This is a genomic window from Bradyrhizobium sp. WSM3983 (assembly GCF_000473045.1).
In the GTDB taxonomy this organism is placed as follows: Bacteria; Pseudomonadota; Alphaproteobacteria; order Rhizobiales; family Xanthobacteraceae; genus Bradyrhizobium.
On the sequence record NZ_AXAY01000004.1, the window covers coordinates 139213 to 156196 of the forward strand.

The 16984-nt window shown below is 63.5% G+C and carries 18 protein-coding genes; 2 read left to right on the top strand and 16 right to left on the bottom strand.

The annotated features are described in order from the left end of the window. Positions 1–109: 109 nt before the first annotated feature. Together YUA_RS0107970 and YUA_RS0107975 are read left to right on the top strand one after the other, a co-directional pair. Positions 110–1252 (top strand): OpgC domain-containing protein, encoded by a 1143-nt coding sequence (locus tag YUA_RS0107970; RefSeq protein ID WP_027530193.1) that lies wholly within the window; start codon positions 110–112, stop codon positions 1250–1252. 110 nt (positions 1253–1362) lie between these two features. Further along, the gene (locus tag YUA_RS0107975) at positions 1363–1965 is read left to right on the top strand and encodes a TetR/AcrR family transcriptional regulator (protein WP_027530194.1); all 603 of its coding nucleotides are present in this window, start codon (positions 1363–1365) and stop codon (positions 1963–1965) included. Here YUA_RS0107975 and YUA_RS0107980 read toward each other — a convergent pair. The 16 genes from YUA_RS0107980 to urtA form a co-directional block, all read right to left on the bottom strand. Further along, entirely contained in the window at positions 1962–3620 is a 1659-nt protein-coding gene (locus YUA_RS0107980; RefSeq protein WP_027530195.1) for an HWE histidine kinase domain-containing protein, read from the bottom strand. The genes YUA_RS0107975 and YUA_RS0107980 overlap by 4 nt on opposite strands. 314 nt (positions 3621–3934) lie before the next feature. Next, the gene (gene ureG, locus YUA_RS0107985) at positions 3935–4558 is read right to left on the bottom strand and encodes an urease accessory protein UreG (RefSeq protein WP_027530196.1); all 624 of its coding nucleotides are present in this window, start codon (positions 4556–4558) and stop codon (positions 3935–3937) included. A gap of 159 nt (positions 4559–4717) precedes the next feature. Further along, entirely contained in the window at positions 4718–5446 is a 729-nt protein-coding gene (locus YUA_RS0107990; RefSeq protein WP_084292251.1) for an urease accessory protein UreF, read from the bottom strand. Next, positions 5427–6083 (bottom strand): urease accessory protein UreE, encoded by a 657-nt coding sequence (locus tag YUA_RS0107995; protein WP_027530198.1) that lies wholly within the window; start codon positions 6081–6083, stop codon positions 5427–5429. The genes YUA_RS0107990 and YUA_RS0107995 overlap by 20 nt, the downstream gene beginning before the upstream one ends. A 6-nt stretch (positions 6084–6089) precedes the next feature. Beyond that, complete coding sequence (locus YUA_RS0108000) at positions 6090–6389, bottom strand: putative quinol monooxygenase (protein WP_027530199.1); 300 nt, start codon at positions 6387–6389, stop codon at positions 6090–6092. Positions 6390–6529: 140 nt separating this feature from the next. After that, positions 6530–8245: an urease subunit alpha gene (gene ureC / locus YUA_RS0108005; protein ID WP_027530200.1), complete on the bottom strand. Its 1716-nt coding sequence runs from the start codon at positions 8243–8245 to the stop codon at positions 6530–6532. A 37-nt stretch (positions 8246–8282) separates the two neighbouring features. Continuing rightward, a complete protein-coding gene (locus YUA_RS0108010; RefSeq protein ID WP_027530201.1) occupies positions 8283–8822 on the bottom strand; it encodes an HD domain-containing protein in 540 nt (179 codons plus the stop codon). A 148-nt stretch (positions 8823–8970) separates the two neighbouring features. After that, positions 8971–9426 (bottom strand): endonuclease domain-containing protein, encoded by a 456-nt coding sequence (locus tag YUA_RS43685; protein WP_035970664.1) that lies wholly within the window; start codon positions 9424–9426, stop codon positions 8971–8973. A 92-nt stretch (positions 9427–9518) separates the two neighbouring features. Then, positions 9519–9824 carry an urease subunit beta gene (locus tag YUA_RS0108020; RefSeq protein WP_027530202.1) on the bottom strand — a complete coding sequence of 102 codons (306 nt, stop codon included), beginning with the start codon at positions 9822–9824 and terminating at the stop codon, positions 9519–9521. Positions 9825–9832: 8 nt separating this feature from the next. Continuing rightward, positions 9833–10135, bottom strand: a complete 303-nt coding sequence (locus YUA_RS0108025) for an urease subunit gamma (protein ID WP_027530203.1) — start codon at positions 10133–10135, stop codon at positions 9833–9835. A 24-nt stretch (positions 10136–10159) separates the two neighbouring features. Then, complete coding sequence (locus YUA_RS0108030) at positions 10160–11002, bottom strand: urease accessory protein UreD (protein WP_027530204.1); 843 nt, start codon at positions 11000–11002, stop codon at positions 10160–10162. Between the two features lie 54 nt (positions 11003–11056). Next, positions 11057–11752, bottom strand: a complete 696-nt coding sequence (gene urtE / locus YUA_RS0108035; RefSeq protein ID WP_027530205.1) for an urea ABC transporter ATP-binding subunit UrtE — start codon at positions 11750–11752, stop codon at positions 11057–11059. Positions 11753–11755: 3 nt separating this feature from the next. Next, positions 11756–12517: an urea ABC transporter ATP-binding protein UrtD gene (urtD, locus tag YUA_RS0108040; protein WP_027530206.1), complete on the bottom strand. Its 762-nt coding sequence runs from the start codon at positions 12515–12517 to the stop codon at positions 11756–11758. Further along, complete coding sequence (urtC, locus tag YUA_RS0108045) at positions 12514–13692, bottom strand: urea ABC transporter permease subunit UrtC (RefSeq protein WP_027530207.1); 1179 nt, start codon at positions 13690–13692, stop codon at positions 12514–12516. The genes urtD and urtC overlap by 4 nt, the downstream gene beginning before the upstream one ends. After that, positions 13689–15299, bottom strand: a complete 1611-nt coding sequence (gene urtB, locus YUA_RS0108050; RefSeq protein ID WP_027530208.1) for an urea ABC transporter permease subunit UrtB — start codon at positions 15297–15299, stop codon at positions 13689–13691. The genes urtC and urtB overlap by 4 nt, the downstream gene beginning before the upstream one ends. 82 nt (positions 15300–15381) lie before the next feature. After that, complete coding sequence (gene urtA, locus YUA_RS0108055; RefSeq protein ID WP_027530209.1) at positions 15382–16704, bottom strand: urea ABC transporter substrate-binding protein; 1323 nt, start codon at positions 16702–16704, stop codon at positions 15382–15384. Positions 16705–16984: the final 280 nt, after the last annotated feature.

Below are 16984 nucleotides of genomic sequence, written 5' to 3' on the forward strand. Positions count from 1 at the left end.
TTTTTTCATCAGGCGCGGTAAATTCAACCTCCTTCACGCAATCGCTACTCGGATAGGCAGGCGGTTGCCGCTAAAAGCATCGCCCTGATTCCAAATGAAATAATTAGCAATGAAGCCGTCTGTTAAGGCGAATCTCGCCGCATTCCACCACGACGCAAGGCTGTATTTGACGCTCGGCATTGCGACCTGGTCGGTCTTCGTCGACCACATCCCGAACAATGTCGTGAACCTGCTGACGCTGCGCAATTTCGGCTTCAGCGGCGCTGCCGACCTGTTTGTGTTCGTGGTGGGCTATGGCGTCGCCATCATCCACGGCAAGATGGCGCTGGAGCGCGGTTATGTCGTCGCCGCGACGCGCATCTTTCGCCGTGTCTGGCGGCTCTATGCCGCCTATGTCGTGCTGTTCGTGATCTACATCGACACCATCGCCTATGTCGCCTCGCAATCGATGGCGCCGGAGATCATCAGCGACTACAACATCTCGGGGATACTCGAGCATCCGCTGCGCATCCTGGTCCGCGGCCTCGTGCTGCAGGAGGAGCCGCTGAACCTCGACCTGCTGCAATTGATGATCCCGCTGATGGCGTTCTTTCCGTTTGCCTTGTGGGGGCTGTTGCGGCGGCCGAACGTGACGCTGGCGCTCTCTGTCGCATTCTACTTCGCGGCACGCTGGTTCGACTGGAATTTCCGGACCTATCCGGACCAGGAGTGGGCGTTCAATCCGTTCTGCTGGCAGATGATGATGGTGCTGGGCGGCTGGTTCGCCGTCACCGGCGCGTCAGGCCACGCCTTGCGTAACCTGTCCTGGCTCCGCGTGCTGGCGGGCGCCTATCTCGTGTCGGCGATGTCCATCACCTTGATGCGCCATTCGCCAACGCTATCGGTCTACCTACCGGATGTCGTGCTCAACGGCATCTCCCCGACCGACAAGGAAAACCTCGCGCCCTATCGCGTGATCCACTTCCTCGCGCTCGCTTTCATCGCGACCCACCTCATTCCGCCCGACCATCCGGGCCTGCAATGGAGGTCGCTCCAGATGGTGATCAAATGCGGCGAGGAATGGCTCGCCGTGTTCTGCGTCGGCGTATTCCTGTCCTTCGCCGGTCATCTCATCCTGATCACCGGCGCCAATCTGGTCGTGATGCAGATCGGGGTGAGCCTCGCCGGTTTCGCGGCCATGACCGCGGTGGCCTACTATATTTCCTGGTCGAAGCGTCAGGACGAGCCGGCGGCTGTGCGGCAGCGAGCCTAGCCGGGACGACCACACGCGATTCCACTAGGCCGGACGCCGCACCTGCGCTAAGCGGGACGGAGCGGCCTACGGGAATGGCGGCCTCTGCGCAGGGAGAGACCGGCTTGGTCATGGCGAAAGGCACGAACGATGCGGCTGCCCCCCGGCGCGGCCGGCCGCGCTCGATCGAGACGACCAACGCCATCCTCGAAAGCGCCTATGCGCTGATGGCGACGACCGGCCTCGCCGCGACCACCATCGATGCCGTCGCACGGCACTCCAACGTCTCCAAGATGACGATCTACAAATGGTGGCCGTCGCGCGAGGCGCTGCTGATCGATGCCTTCCTCCATCATGCCGCGCAAATGCTGCCACTGCCGCCGGTGAGTGCGGGCACGCCCGCTGCGCGCGCGCGCCGCCATGCCGCGGCCTATGCCGAAGCCCTCCAAGGCGAGTTCGGCAAGGTGCAGCTTGCGGTCATCTCCGAATGCATCTCCAAGACCGGCTCGGCGGAATTGTTCTATGCCCGCTATCTCCAGTTCCGCCGCGATGCGCTGGTGGAGATGATTGCGACCGGCCAGCGTGACGGCAGCATCCAGGCTGAAGGGCCGGCGGAGGATCTCTACGACGCCATCTATGGCAGCCTGTTCTACCGCTACGTCTTCGGCATCGCGCCGATCACGCCGGCCTATGCACGGAATCTCGTCGACCTGGTGTTGCGGCCAAAGGGTTAACGCACCGGCTTCACCGGTTGCGACAGCTTTTCGGTGCGGTCGCGCTCGGTCATGTCCACGACCGTCTCCATCGGCGCCGTCAGCTCGTAGACATAGGAGACATCGGTGAAGTAGCGCTTGGCTGTGCCACCGAGCGCTTCGGGCGCGACGCGGTCGAGCAGGATCAGGCCGAAATCCGAATCCGGCCGGCGCGTCGCCTCGCTGGTGTTGAACTCCTCCCAGCGGAAATGAAACACCGTCTCGGGCTCCTCGCCCGTGACCGTCCAGTTTGCCGTGATGTGCGGATGCTTGCCGACCAGCGACAGGCCTTCGTCCGAGTGCGAGGCAAGCTCGAAGAACAACAGCGACAGGCTCTGCGCGGCGCGTGCACTCACCGCGATGTCCGGGCCGCTGACGGCGATGCGATCGGCGTGCGGAATGGCGCGCGCCTCGAACAGGCCCTTCAGCTTGACGCCCTGCCACTGGCTCTCGCTGAGCAGCGAGACCACGTTGGACATGGCGTGGATACGGCCGATCAGGAGCTCGCGCGCGACGTCGATGTCCGAACCGTGGCGCAGCGTGCGCGTCACGATCGACTGGATCACCGCAAGGATGTTCTTGACCCGGTGGTTGAGCTCGTCGATGACAGCCGTCAGCCGCCGCTCGAAGCCGATCCGCACCTGGATTTCGCGGCTGAGCCTCAAATTATTGTAGGCGACGTAGCCGAACAGGCCGCACACCATCGCGGTGATGGCGAAGCCGATCGCCGCAACGATGATCGCGGTCTGCTCGGCGCGCCGTGCCGAATTGGTCTTGGCGTAATAGCCGAGATGCCAGTCGCGGCCACCAAAGCTCACGGTGCGCGTCGCCGACGGGGCCGGCCCATCCGGCGTCGTCATGCGCGTGGACACGACGCCCTGATCGTTGGCAACGAGCTCGCTGCCTTCCTTGCGCGGGTCTTTGAGCGCGACCGAGAACAACGACAGATCGTCATTGGTCAACATCAGCGACGCCAGCTCGTAGGAAAAGGTGACGAAGCCGACCGGCTCCGTCGCGCCCTCGGGAATGACGGGGGCGGCCACGATAACGCCGATCGGCCCGTCCCCGCGCAGGAGCGGCACCGGGTCGGAGGCAACCGACCGCTTCTCGACCCTGGCCCGCGTCAGCATCGCGTTGCGAACAGGGTCGTTATCGTAGCTGCGGCCCGGCAGCGCCTTGGTCTCGTCGCTGCGCGGCTCGAGGTCCATCAGCACGTCGATCGGCTGGGTCAGGCTCGCCGGGTCGATCGGCTTGTCGCTGTAGTCGCGGATCTGCGGTTTCGGGAAGCCGGCGGCCGCAATCGCGGTCTGCGCCGCGGCGAGCTCGCTCGGCTGCAACCGGGCGACCCAGCCGGCCACCACGAAATCGGTCTTGAAGGCGTAGATCGCCGAGCGCAGCGGCTCCAGCATGTTGGGCTTCAGCACCGACGGCGCGCGGAACAGGCCTGAGGCGACACGGGCCAGCAACTCGCGCTCGGTCGACCTGTCCTGGACGAGGCTCGCATGAACGTCGATCGCGCGCGCCAGCGCGATCCGGTCCAGCGCCAGCTCCTGATCGTGGACGCGATAGGCCGCAAGCCCGGAGAGCAAGGCTCCGAGCAGAGCGATGAAGCCGATGATGAAACCCAGCCGGACCACGCGACTACTCAGGCGAAGGCAGGAGGTCGGCAATAAACACGGAGCATATCAACGCCGCTCGAACGGCCATGTGCCGAAACAGGGTGGACCCCAGTGGCAGAGATAATGACGGAGGAGGCATCTGTACGCAACTTCGGTCGCCCAAAAAGCTTAATCCGCCCGGCCGATCGTCCGGCCAACGAGGGCTTTGCTCCGGGCACCGGAGGTAGATAATCGCCGTGTCCAAAATTTGTTCCGCTGATGCGGATTTGCCTCAGACGTTAACGGCGGAAGATGCCTGCGCCACGTCGCCGCGGCCGGTCAGCCCGCCCGTTTCAATCCGCACGTTTCAGTCCACCTTTGGTCTCGATGAAGCCGACGATGCGGTCCAGCCCCTCGCTCTTCTTCAGATTGGTCATGACGAAGGGGCGCTCGCCGCGCATGCGCCTGGCATCCGTGTCCATCTTCTCGAGGGACGCGCCGACATGGGGCGCGAGGTCGATCTTGTTGATGACCAGAAGATCGGAACGGGTGATGCCGGGGCCGCCCTTGGACGGAATCTTGTCGCCGGCGGCAACGTCAATGACGTAGATGGTGAGGTCGGCCAACTCTGGGGAAAAAGTGGCAGCCAGATTGTCGCCGCCGGATTCGATCAGCACGAGGTCGAGCCCGGGGAATTTCGCGCGCATGTCTGCCACCGCCGCCAGGTTCATCGAAGCGTCCTCGCGGATCGCGGTGTGCGGGCAGCCGCCGGTCTCGACGCCGGCGATGCGGTCCGGCGTCAGCGAGCCCGACCGCACAAGGAATTCCGCATCCCATTTGGTGTAGATGTCGTTAGTGATCGCGGCGATGTCATAACGCTCGCGCATGGTCTTGCAGAGCAGGTCCATCAACGCCGTCTTGCCCGATCCGACGGGGCCGCCGACGCCGACACGCAAGGGGCCGTGAGATTTCGACATTGAATCTTTCCTATCGTCGTCCTGGCGAAAGCCAGGACCCATTGCCACCGAAGCTCGTTGTCGCGCCAAACTGGAGCCACAGCCATGCATGACCACAGGCACTCGTGGTTATGGGTCCTGGCTTTCGCCAGGACGACGGCGGAGGGCGACGCAACGCCCTCATGACCTGAACAGCCGCGTATATTGTGTCTCGTGCCGCAGGCTGGCGAGATCGGCGCGGAAGGTCGCGCTGCCGAGATCATCCAGTGTCGCGTTCAGCGCCCGATTGGCTGTTATGGCGACGGCGGCTTCCAATCTCACCAGCACGCGCTGGCTGTCGGTCTGGCCGAGCGGAATGAGCCGACTCGCCGCCGAGATCCAGTTCGAGACCAGCGCATGCAGGAAGGCGTGAAGTGTCGGCGCCAGCGGCACGCCGTGCAGCGCGGCGACGACGCCGACGGCAACGGGATAGACCAGTGGCGTGCGGCATGCCGCGACCACGGCGTCCAGGCCCTCGGCATCCCACGCCGCGCGGGAGATGTCGATGAAGGCGCGGCCCTGCGAGGTCGTCTCGAGCTGCCGTTCGCGCGACGGCACGAAGGCCGCGGCAAGCTCGGCGATATCATTCAAGGCGGCGTCTTCGCCGGCCTCGGCGGCGCGGTAAGCATGGACCAGAAACGTCGCATCGCAAAAGCCCGAGCCGTCGCCGAGCATCGCATCGAGCCAATCGGCGAGCGTCGCGATGTCGGTGATGTCGCCCGCCTCGACCGCCCACTCGATGCCGCTGGAATAGGAGAAACCGCCAACAGGAAACGCTGGCGACAGCCACGTCATCAGCCGGTACAGCGCCGCCGCCTCGCGCTCAGCGAGGTCGCAGACCGTGACCGGCTCATTTGTGGTCATGAGCATGCTTGTGGCCGTGGCGATGGTCGGGATGGTCGCAATGCCCGTCGTGATGATGGTGATGATCATGCCCGTGGCCATGGTCATGGGCATGATCATGCTGGTGGTCGTGGCCGTGATGATCATGGTGATCGTGGCCATGATCATGATGACCATGATCGTGATGACCGTGATCGTGATGCGCGTGGTCGTCATGCCCATGCGCATGGCCGGCCTCGGCATAGGCCCCGCCTTCGGGATCGAACGGCGCCTCGATCTCGACCACCCGCGCGCCAAGCCCTTTCACCATGGCTTCGATGACGTGGTCGCGGCGAATCCGCAAGGCTTTGGCCATGAGCTGCGTCGGCAGATGGCGGTTGCCGAGATGCCAGGCGACGCGGATGAGATGCTGCGGATCGCGGCCGCGGATCTCGAGCAGCGGCTCGGGCGCCGCGACCACCTCGACCAGCCTGCCGTCCTCCAGCACCAGCGCATCGCCGCCGCGCAGCGCGACGGCGTTCTCCAAGTCGAGCAGGAATTCGAGGCCCCGCGTCCCGTTCATCGCCATGCGGCGTCGGTGCCGATCGTCGAAATCGAGCACGACGGTATCCGCCGGCGTTTCCGTAAAGCGGTGCTGTCCCTTAACCTGCGTCGCCCGGATCATGCGCTGTTACCTCGTCTCGACCTTCTCGGGCGTGATGACTTCGATCTTCGGCGGCGCTGTGAAGCATTTCACCGCGACGCGGCCGAACGTCTTCATGTGCTCCTGGCCGCGATGGGGCACCAGCGCCTCGGCGTTCTCCCACTGCTCGACGAACACCATCTTGGAGGGATCGGTGACGCTCTCGTGCAAATCGTAGGCGATATTGCCGGGCTCTTTCCGCGTCTCCTTGATGCAGGCCGTGGCGGCTGCAATGAATTCGGCTCGCGTTTCGGGCTTGATGGTCAGGGTGGCAACGACGTAGATCACGAGAAATCCTCCAGGCTTTTCTTCTAAAGGTTAGATACCGGGCGGGACATTAGACCAGCCGGGATCGAACGCAAAACCGGAAAAGCCGCCCCCGGGCATGCTGTGAGACATGCGCCGGGAGCATGCGTTGAGGCGCTATTTCAGTACATGAAATATCGCTGCGCCATCGGCAGCACCTCGGCGGGGGGACAGGTGAGCAGCTCCCCGTCGGCGCGCACCTCATAGGTCTCCGGATCGACCTCGATATTGGGCGTGGCGTCGTTATGGATCATGCTCTTCTTCGAGATCTTGCTGCGGGTGTTCTGGACCGCATAGAGCTTCTTCTCGATACCGAGCTTTCGCGCGAGACCGCCGGTGATGGCTGCCTTTGAACTAAACACCACCGAGGACGCCGTCCGCGCCCTGCCGAAGGCGCCGAACATCGGTTGATAATGCACCGGTTGCGGCGTCGGGATCGAGGCGTTGGGATCACCCATCGGCGCTGCCACGATCATGCCGCCCTTGACGATGCAGTCCGGCTTAATGCCGAAGAAGGCCGGCGACCACAGCACGAGATCGGCGAGCTTGCCCTTCTCCACCGAACCGATCAGCTTCGACACGCCATGCGCGATCGCCGGATTGATCGTGTACTTGGCGATGTAGCGCTTGACGCGAAAATTGTCGTTGTCCTTGCCCTTGTCCTGCGGCAACGACCCGCGCTGCTTCTTCATCTTGTCGGCGGTCTGCCAGGTCCGGATGATGACCTCGCCGAGCCGGCCCATGGCCTGGGAGTCCGAGGACATCATCGAGAGCGCGCCGAGATCGTGCAGGATGTCTTCGGCCGCGATGGTCTCCTTGCGGATGCGGCTTTCGGCGAACGCCAGATCTTCCGCGATCGAGGGATCGAGGTGGTGACACACCATCAGCATGTCCAGATGCTCGTCGATGGTGTTGCGGGTGAAGGGCCGCGTCGGATTGGTCGAGGACGGCAGCACGTTCTTCAGGCTCGCGACCTTGATGATATCAGGGGCGTGACCACCGCCCGCGCCTTCGGTGTGGAAGGCGTGGATGGTGCGGCCCTTGAACGCCTTGATCGTGTCCTCGACAAAGCCGGACTCGTTCAGCGTGTCGGAATGCAGCATGACCTGGACGTCGTAGTCGTCGGCAACCGACAGACAATTGTCGATCGACGCCGGCGTGGTGCCCCAGTCCTCGTGCAGCTTCAGCGCGCAGGCACCGCCCTTGATCATCTCGACCAGCGCGGCGGGGCGCGATGCGTTGCCCTTGCCGGAAATGCCGAGATTGACCGGGAAGGCGTCGAACGACTGGATCATCCGTCCCATGTGCCAGGGGCCGGGCGTGCAGGTGGTGGCGAAGGTGCCGTGCGAGGGACCGGTGCCGCCGCCCAGCATCGAGGTGACACCGGACATCAACGCGTGCTCGATCTGCTGCGGGCAGATGAAATGGATGTGGCTGTCGAAGCCGCCGGCGGTGAGGATTTTTCCCTCGCCCGCGATCACGTCGGTGCCGGGGCCGATGATGATGGTGACGCCCGGCTGGATGTCGGGATTGCCCGCCTTGCCAATGCCGGCGATCATGCCGTCCTTGATGGCGACGTCGGCCTTGACGATGCCCCAATGGTCGACGATCAGCGCATTGGTGATAACGGTATCGGCCGCGCCCTGCTTGTTGGTGACCTGCGACTGCCCCATGCCGTCGCGGATCACCTTGCCGCCGCCGAACTTCACCTCCTCGCCATAAATGGTGAAATCCTTCTCGACTTCGATGATGAGGTCGGTGTCGGCCAGCCGTACCTTGTCGCCGGTGGTCGGGCCGAACATGTCGGCATAGACGGAACGCTTCATCTTGACGGACATCACAAGCCCCGTTTGCGTTTGAATTTCTGATCGGCGTTCACAGCGAGGCCCTCGCTTTTCGCGCCATGTCGTCGAATGTCGTGTCGAGCCAGGCATTGCCGCCGCGGCAGCCCGCGACGACCTGCTCGGCCCAGCCGGTGTAGTCGGCGAGGTCGTCGCGCTCCTCAGTGGTCGGATCGGAATGAATGCGCGCGCCGATATTGCTGATCTTGTCGGCCATCTTGATCAGTTTTGCGCTTGCCGATTTCTTCGGCGCCTCGACCACCTGCAGGCGTCGTCGCTCCGCCTTCGGCAAGCTCATATCGTCGGTACATTCGACGACGAGAGAGGCAACGCGTTCGGAGAGTCTTTGCACGAGCTCCTCCCGTGTGGTCTCGGTGTCCTCGATCACATCATGCAGCCACCCGGCCGCGACCAGCTCGGCATCGGCCCCATCGGTCGCGGTCGCGAGCAGGTTCGCGACCTCCGCGAGATGGTTGATGTAAGGCTCCCTCCCCCGCCCCTTGCGCGCCATGCCATTGTGCCGGCGCGCGGCCAGTTCAGCAGCTTCGGAGATGAGGCGGACGGGCAGCAGCATGACGGTCACAGCGCTCCTCGATGACGACATCCGCGATCTGCGCAGCCTCGCAAAATTACTCGCCTCTGAGTTCGCGGCCCACCCCTCTCCCCAACCCTCCCCCGCAAGGGGGGAGGGAGCCTGACCAATGTGCTCACCTGACGATGTATCATGGCTGCTCCGGTGCGTCGGTATCAGAGGTAAGGGACGCACTGGCAGTAGGGTTCCCTCCCCCCTTGCGGGGGAGGGTTAGGGAGAGGGGGGCCGCTTGCTCCGCTGCCTCGACAATAGAGAGAACAACGCCCTCAAGATTCTTCATCACGTCGTCATTGGTAAAACGCAGCACGCGATAACCGCGGGATGCGAACCATTGGTCGCGCCGTTCATCGTGGCGGATACGCTCTTCGAAATCGTGGCTCTCGCCATCGAGCTCAACGATGAGCTTGCAGGAATGCGCGACGAAGTCGGCGATGTAATGGCCCATCGGAGTCTGGCGGCGAAAGGCCAAGCCCGCGAGACGATCGGCCTTCAGGTAGCGCCACAGCAACGTCTCCGCACGAGTCATCTCGCGCCTCAATCGTTTGGCGCGATGGCGCTGAATCTCGCTGACCTCGTCGTGTGGCATACCCCTCTCCCCAACCCTCCCCCGCAAGGGGTGAGGGAGACCGACCGGCGTGCTCACCTCACTGTAGATCACGGCACTCATCTCGGCTTACGTCACAGCTTGCCCTGTACCTCACCGCGAAAACCGTAGATCGTCTTCTTCCCGGCCATGGCGACAAGCTGGACGTCGCGGGTCTGGCCGGGTTCGAAGCGGACGGCGGTGCCCGCAGCGATGTCGAGGCGCATGCCGCGGGCTTTCTTGCGATCGAACTTCAGCGCCGGATTGGTCTCGAAGAAATGATAGTGCGAACCGACCTGGATCGGGCGGTCGCCGGTATTGGCCACCGTCAGCGTCACGGTCTTGCGGCCGGCATTGAGCTCGATCTCGCCGTCCTGGATGAAGAGTTCGCCGGGGATCATATGCGCTCCTATCGGATCGGTTCGTGCACGGTGACGAGCTTGGTGCCATCAGGAAACGTCGCTTCGACCTGAATGTCGTGGATCATCTCGGGGATACCGGACATCACCTGGTCGCGGGTGAGGACCTGTGCGCCGGATTGCATCAGCTCGGCGACGGTGCGGCCATCGCGCGCGCCTTCGAGGATGAAATCGGAAATGATGGCGATCGCCTCCGGATGATTGAGCTTGACGCCGCGGTCGAGCCGGCGGCGCGCCACGATCGCCGCCATCGAGATCAGAAGCTTGTCCTTTTCGCGGGGAGACAGGTTCATGCGAAATCTCTTCCGTTCAACGCGTCAATTCAGCCACAACCGCGGCAAGGCCGCACCGGTGCGCGCCAGCACGGCCATCATGTCGGCCCGCAAACGCGCCGCATCTTGGGCACAGAACCGCGCCATTGCAAAGCCGTTCCAGGCCGAGATTCCGACCTCGCCCCTGAAAGATTCCGATGCCTCGCGAATACGCTCGACGAGCGCCTCATCGCCGGGCACGATCAGGGCCGTGCCGATCGCAGCACCCGCCTTGGCGACTGCCGATCGCGCGAGTTTGGCGCCGATATTGCCGTCGAGCCTGATCGTCTCGGCAAAGACCAGCCTGCCGCCACGGCGCAACCGCCAGCGGTCGACGAATTCGCCCCGCTCCATGCGCTCGCCCATGGCGGTGCGACCGAATACGACAATTTCACAAAGCAGGAGCGAGGCGGCATCATCGAGTTCGATGTCGAAGCGGCGGTGAACCCGGGCGCGGTCGAACAGGATCGTCTCCTGAGGCAGCCAGCCGAGATGCGCGCCAGCGGCGACCTTCAAGGAAATGTTGAGCTGCGCCGCGGCCCCCGCCGCGCGATAGACCTTTTCGGCGGCCGCCGTTGTCAGCGTCAAACGCGCAGCGTCGGCGGCCGCGATCTCGATGTCGAAGCGATCGCCGCCGGCGACGCCGCCAGCCGTGTTGACGAACACGCCGGACAGGCCATCGTCCTCCGGCGAGGGAAAGCGCACGCGGAGCGAGCCGGATTCATGCAAAGCCCCCCGTCGCGTCACACCGTCGCGGGCGTGCACGTCGAAGCGCACCGCGCCGCGGGCGCGATTGGCTTCGAACACCGAAGATGTCGCCAAAGAGGTCACCAAGGCGTCGCTGCGCATCCGTCTCCCCTAGCCAGCCGCGGCGGGATTTTTTCGAGCCTACAATTTCACGGCTTACAGCGCCATCTGGCGGCTGATCTCGCTGGCGTCGAGATTGGCGCGGTCGCAGGTGAACTTCACCGCGCCGCGATCCATCACCGCGAAACTGTCGCCGAGCTCGCAGGCAAAGTCGAGATATTGTTCGACCAGCACGATGGCGATGTTGCCGAGGTTGCGCAAGTAAGAGATGGCCCGGCCGATATCCTTGATGATCGAGGGCTGGATGCCTTCGGTCGGCTCGTCGAGCAGCAACAGTTTCGGCCGCATCACCAGCGCACGCCCGATCGCCAGTTGCTGTTGCTGGCCGCCGGAGAGATCGCCGCCGCGCCGGCCGAGCATGGACTCCAGCACCGGAAACAACGAGAACACGTCGTCCGGGATATGCTTGTCCTCGCGCTTGAGCGGGCCGAAGCCGGTCTTGAGGTTCTCCTCGACCGTCAGCAGCGGAAAGATCTCGCGGCCTTGCGGCACGAAGCCGATGCCCTTGCGCGCCCGCTCATAGGGCTTGAGGCCCGTGATGTCGTTGCCGTCGAACACGATCGCGCCCGAGGAGATCGGATATTGCCCGACCATGGCGCGCAACAGCGAGGTCTTGCCGACGCCGTTACGCCCGAGCACGCACGTCACCTTGCCGGGCTCGGCCGCGATCGACACACCGCGCAGCGCCTGCGCCGCACCGTAGAACAGGTTGATGTCCTTGACCTCAAGCATCGCTCAGCGTCCCAGATAGACTTCGATGACCCGCTCGTTGGACGAGACCTGGTCGATGGTTCCCTCCGCAAGCACCGTGCCTTCATGCAGGCAAGTGACCTTGACCCCCAGCTCGCGCACGAACGTCATGTCGTGCTCGACCACCATCACGGTGTGGGTCTTGTTGATCTCTTTCAGCAACTCGGCGGTGAGATGCGTCTCGACGTCGGTCATCCCTGCGACGGGCTCGTCGACGAGGAGCAATTTTGGATCCTGCGCCAGCAGCATGCCGATCTCCAGCCACTGCTTCTGGCCGTGGCTGAGGCTGCCGGCGAGGCGGTTGCGGGCGTCGGTGAGGCGGATCGTCTCCAGCACCCTGTCGATACGCTCCGACTCCGCCCTGCTGCCGCGCCAGAACAGCGTGCCCTTGACGCTGTGATCGACGTTGAGCGCCAGCAGAAGATTGTCCTGCACGGTCTGGCTTTCGAACACCGTCGGCTTCTGGAACTTGCGGCCGATGCCAAGCTCGGCGATGCGAGTCTCGTCCAGCCGCGTCAAATCGGTGACGCCGTCGAACAGCACCGTTCCCTCGTCCGGCTTGGTCTTGCCGGTGATGATGTCCATCATCGTGGTCTTGCCGGCGCCGTTCGGACCGATGATGGCGCGCATCTCGCCGGGTTCGAGAGTCAACGACAGATTATTGATGGCGTGGAAGCCGTCGAACGAGACGTGCACGCCGTCGAGATAGAGCATCGCGGAGGTCGCGCGGGTGTCCATGACGTTCATGACCGCTTCTCCGCCATTTTCGATTCGGTGACGCCGTCGTCGGCCGCCGCACTCGCGTGGGCCTGCGCAGGACGCCTCTCTCTCGAAGCCTCCCGCCATGCATTGAAGGTGCCGACGATGCCCTTGGGCAGCAGCAGCGTCACCAGGATGAACAGGGCACCCAGCATGAACAGCCAGTACGGCGCCAGCACGCCGGACGTGAAGAAGGTCTTGGCGTAGTTGACGACGATGGCGCCGAGCGCCGCGCCGACCAGCGTGCCGCGGCCGCCGACCGCGACCCAGATCACCGCCTCGATCGAATTGCCCGGCGCGAATTCGGACGGGTTGATGATGCCGACCTGCGGCACATAGAGCGCGCCGGCGACGCCGGCCATGCAGGCCGACAGCGTGAACACGAACAGCTTGTAGGATTCGACACGGTAGCCGAGGAAGCGGCTGCGCGATTCCGCATCGCGGATTGCGATCAGCACCTTGCCGAGCTTGGAGGACACGACGGAGCGGCAGATCAGGAAGCTGAGGATCAGCGCCAAACAACTCAACGCGAACAGCGCCGCGCGCGTTGCCTCGGCCTGGACGTTGAAGCCCAGAATGTCCTTGAAGTCGGTCAGGCCGTTGTTGCCGCCGAAGCCGAAATCGTTGCGGAAGAACGCGAGCAGCAGCGCGTAGGTCATCGCCTGCGTGATGATCGAGAGATACACGCCGGTGACGCGGGAGCGGAAGGCAAGCCAGCCAAAGCAGAAGGCGAGCAGCCCGGGCACGAGCAGCACCATCAGCGCCGCGAACCAGAACATGTCGAAGCCGTACCAGGACCAGGGCAGCTTCGAATAATTCAGGAACACCATGAAGTCCGGCAGGATCGGATTTCCGTAGACGCCGCGGGTGCCGATCTGCCGCATCAAATACATGCCCATGGCGTAGCCGCCGAGCGCGAAGAAGGCGCCGTGGCCGAGCGAGAGAATGCCGCAATAGCCCCAGATCAGGTCGATCGACAGCGCCAGGACGGCGTAGCAGACATATTTGCCCCAGAGCGCGACCAGATAAGTCGGCACCTGCAGGAACGAGCCCGCCGGCAGCAGCAGGTTGGAGAGCGGAATGAGGATGCCGCAGGCAGCGACGACGGCGAGGAAGATCGCCGCGCCGCGGTCCAGCGATCGCGTCAGCATGTGAGGGGTCATGCTTCCACCGCACGGCCCTTGAGCGCGAACAGGCCGCGCGGCCGCTTTTGAATGAACAGGATGATCAGAACCAGGATCGCGATCTTGCCGAGCACGGCGCCGGCGACCGGCTCCAGGAATTTGTTGGCGATGCCGAGCGTGAAGGCGCCCACAAGGGTCCCCCATAGATTGCCCACCCCGCCGAACACCACCACCATGAAACTGTCGATGATGTAGCTCTGGCCGAGATTGGGGCTGACATTGTCGATCTGCGACAGTGCCACGCCGGCGATGCCGGCAATGCCCGAGCCGAGCCCGAAGGTCAGCGCGTCGACGCGCGAGGTGGCGATGCCCATCGAGGCTGCCATGCGACGGTTCTGCGTCACTGCGCGCATCTCGAGGCCGAGCGCCGTATAGCGCAGCATCGCGAGCAGGATCATGAACACCGCAAGCGTGAAGACGAGAATCCAGAGCCGATTATATGTGATGGTGATCTGGCCGAGGTCGAATGCACCGCTCATCCAGGAAGGATTGCCGACTTCACGGTTGGTCGGACCGAACATGGTGCGCACCGCCTGCTGCAACACCAGAGACAGGCCCCAGGTCGCGAGCAGCGTCTCCAGCGGCCGGCCATAGAGGAAGCGGATGATGCTGCGCTCGATCAGCACGCCGATGGCGCCGGCGACGAGGAAGGCGAGCGGCACCGCGATCAGCAGCGAATAATCGAACAGAGCGGGATAGCGGGTGCGGATCACCTCCTGCACCACGAAGGTGGTGTAGGCCCCGATCATCACCATCTCGCCATGGGCCATGTTGATGACGCCCATCACGCCGAAGGTGATGGCGAGCCCGATCGCGGCGAGCAGCAGCACTGAACCGAGCGACAGGCCGTACCAGGCGTTCTGCACCATGGACCAGACCGCAAGCGAGCTCTGGATCGAGCCGATCGCGCTCGTCGCGGCCTTCGCGACGGAGGCAGGCTGGTCGGAGCCAATGTCGGACAGCAGCGCCAGCGCTTCCTGATCGCCGCGCGCCTTGATGGTGGCGACAGCCTCGAGCTTCTGCACTTCCGTGGCGTCGGACTTGAACAGCAGGATCGCGGCGCGCGCATCACCGAGCGCGGTCTTGACGGATCTGTTGGTTTCCTTGGCGAGCGCGCTTTCGACGGGCTCGAGCGCGGTCTCCTCATGCGACTTGAAGACGGACTGCGCGGCCTGGAGGCGCGCACCGAGATCGGGCGATTGCAGCGTCAGGCTGCCGAGCGCAGCGTCGACGCTGCGGCGCAGGCGGTTGTTGAGGCGAACGGCGCTGGCGCTATCGGGCACGCTGGCCACCGGCTGGCCGGTCGCGGCATCAATCGACTTGCCGTCGGTGCCGGTGACGTAGACCTTCTTGCTATCGAGGTCGGCCATCAGGCGGCCGTCCTGGAGTGCGCTGATGATCGGAAAAGCCAGCGCATTGCCGCTGCTTGCGACCACGCCGATCGCTTCGTCCGTATCGGAATAATCGTCGTTGGCAAATTTGGCGACCGCATCCTCGAACGGACCGGCAAAGGCCGGCAGTGCGAACGCGAGCAGGAATAGCGAGAGGACAAAGGTGCAGAGACGAGCGGATAAATTGGTTGGCACTGTGGATCACCCCGGCAGAAGTGGGGAGAAGACGGCGGAATAGCCGTCTTCTCCCATTGTGCAGTCGAACGTCAGATCCGGATCAGGAGCCGGAGCCGAGGCACTTGTTGGTCTTGGTGTTGAAGTTGCCGCACTTCTTGCCGACCCAGTCGCCGATCAGGTCCTTGGAGCCGTCGAGCTCCTTCGACCAGGCGTCGCCAGCGACGAGACCCGGGGTCTTCCAGACCACGTCGAACTGGCCGTTGCCCTTGATCTCGCCGATGAACACCGGCTTGGTGATGTGGTGGTTCGGCAGCATCTTCGAGGTGCCACCGGTCAGGTTCGCAGCCTCGATGCCGGGAAGCGCGTCGATCACCTTGTCAGGATCGGTCGACTTCACCTTCTCGACGGCCTTGATCCACATGTTGAAGCCGATCACGTGCGCTTCCATCGGATCATTGGTCGTGCGCTTCGGGTTCTTGGTGTAGGCCTGCCAGTCCTTGATGAACTTCTCGTTCGCCGGGGTCTTGATCGACTCGAAGTAGTTCCAGGCGGCGAGATGGCCGACCAGCGGCTTGGTGTCGATGCCGGCGAGTTCTTCCTCACCCACCGAGAACGCGACCACCGGGATGTCCTTCGCCTTGATGCCCTGGTTGCCGAGTTCCTTGTAGAAGGGGACGTTGGCGTCGCCGTTGATGGTCGAGACCACCGCCGTCTTCTTGCCGGCCGAACCGAACTTCTTGATGTCGGCCACGATCGTCTGCCAGTCGGAGTGACCGAACGGCGTGTAGTTGATCATGATGTCTTCCTGGGCGACACCCTTGGACTTCAGATAGGCTTCCAGGATCTTGTTGGTGGTGCGCGGGTAGACGTAGTCGGTGCCCGCGAGCACCCAGCGCTTCACCTTCTCGTCCTTCATCAGATAGTCGACGGCCGGGATCGCCTGCTGGTTCGGCGCCGCGCCGGTGTAGAACACGTTACGCTCGGACTCTTCACCCTCGTACTGCACGGGGTAGAACAGGATGTTGTTGAGCTCCTTGAACACCGGGAGCACCGACTTGCGCGACACCGAGGTCCAGCAGCCGAACACGACCGAGACCTTGTCCTTGGTGATCAGCTCGCGCGCCTTTTCGGCGAACAGCGGCCAATTCGAGGCGGGGTCGACGACAACGGCCTCGAGCTTCTTGCCGAGCACACCGCCCTTCTTGTTCTGCTCGTCGATCAGGAAAAGGATGGTGTCCTTCAGCGTGGTTTCGCTGATGGCCATGGTGCCGGAGAGGGAGTGCAGGACGCCGACCTTGATGGTGTCGTCCGCGGCCTTGGCACCGGAAATGGACGCCAGACCGAGCATCAGTCCAGCGGTCGCGGCGAGAACGCCGCGGCGGCTAAATGACGCCGCTATATCGTGAATGGATTTGGTAGGCATGGATGTATCATCTCCCTGACGCAGACGTGAAAAACGCTGCGAAACGGCCCCACGGCCGCCTGCGATTAACGGAATCGCAAGAACCATGCCATGGGCTGGGCACCTGCCAAGTGATTGGTCAATCTAGATAATTTTGCCACAATCAAAGTTTGGCCGCAGTCAAACTGCTCAAAACTTATGCGGATAAAATGTATGCTTATGCGGCAGTCAGTCTATTTTGTGAGCAAATCGTCATCTCTGGCTAAAAATCCGGCATAACTTTTTTTGCACCGCAATCGAC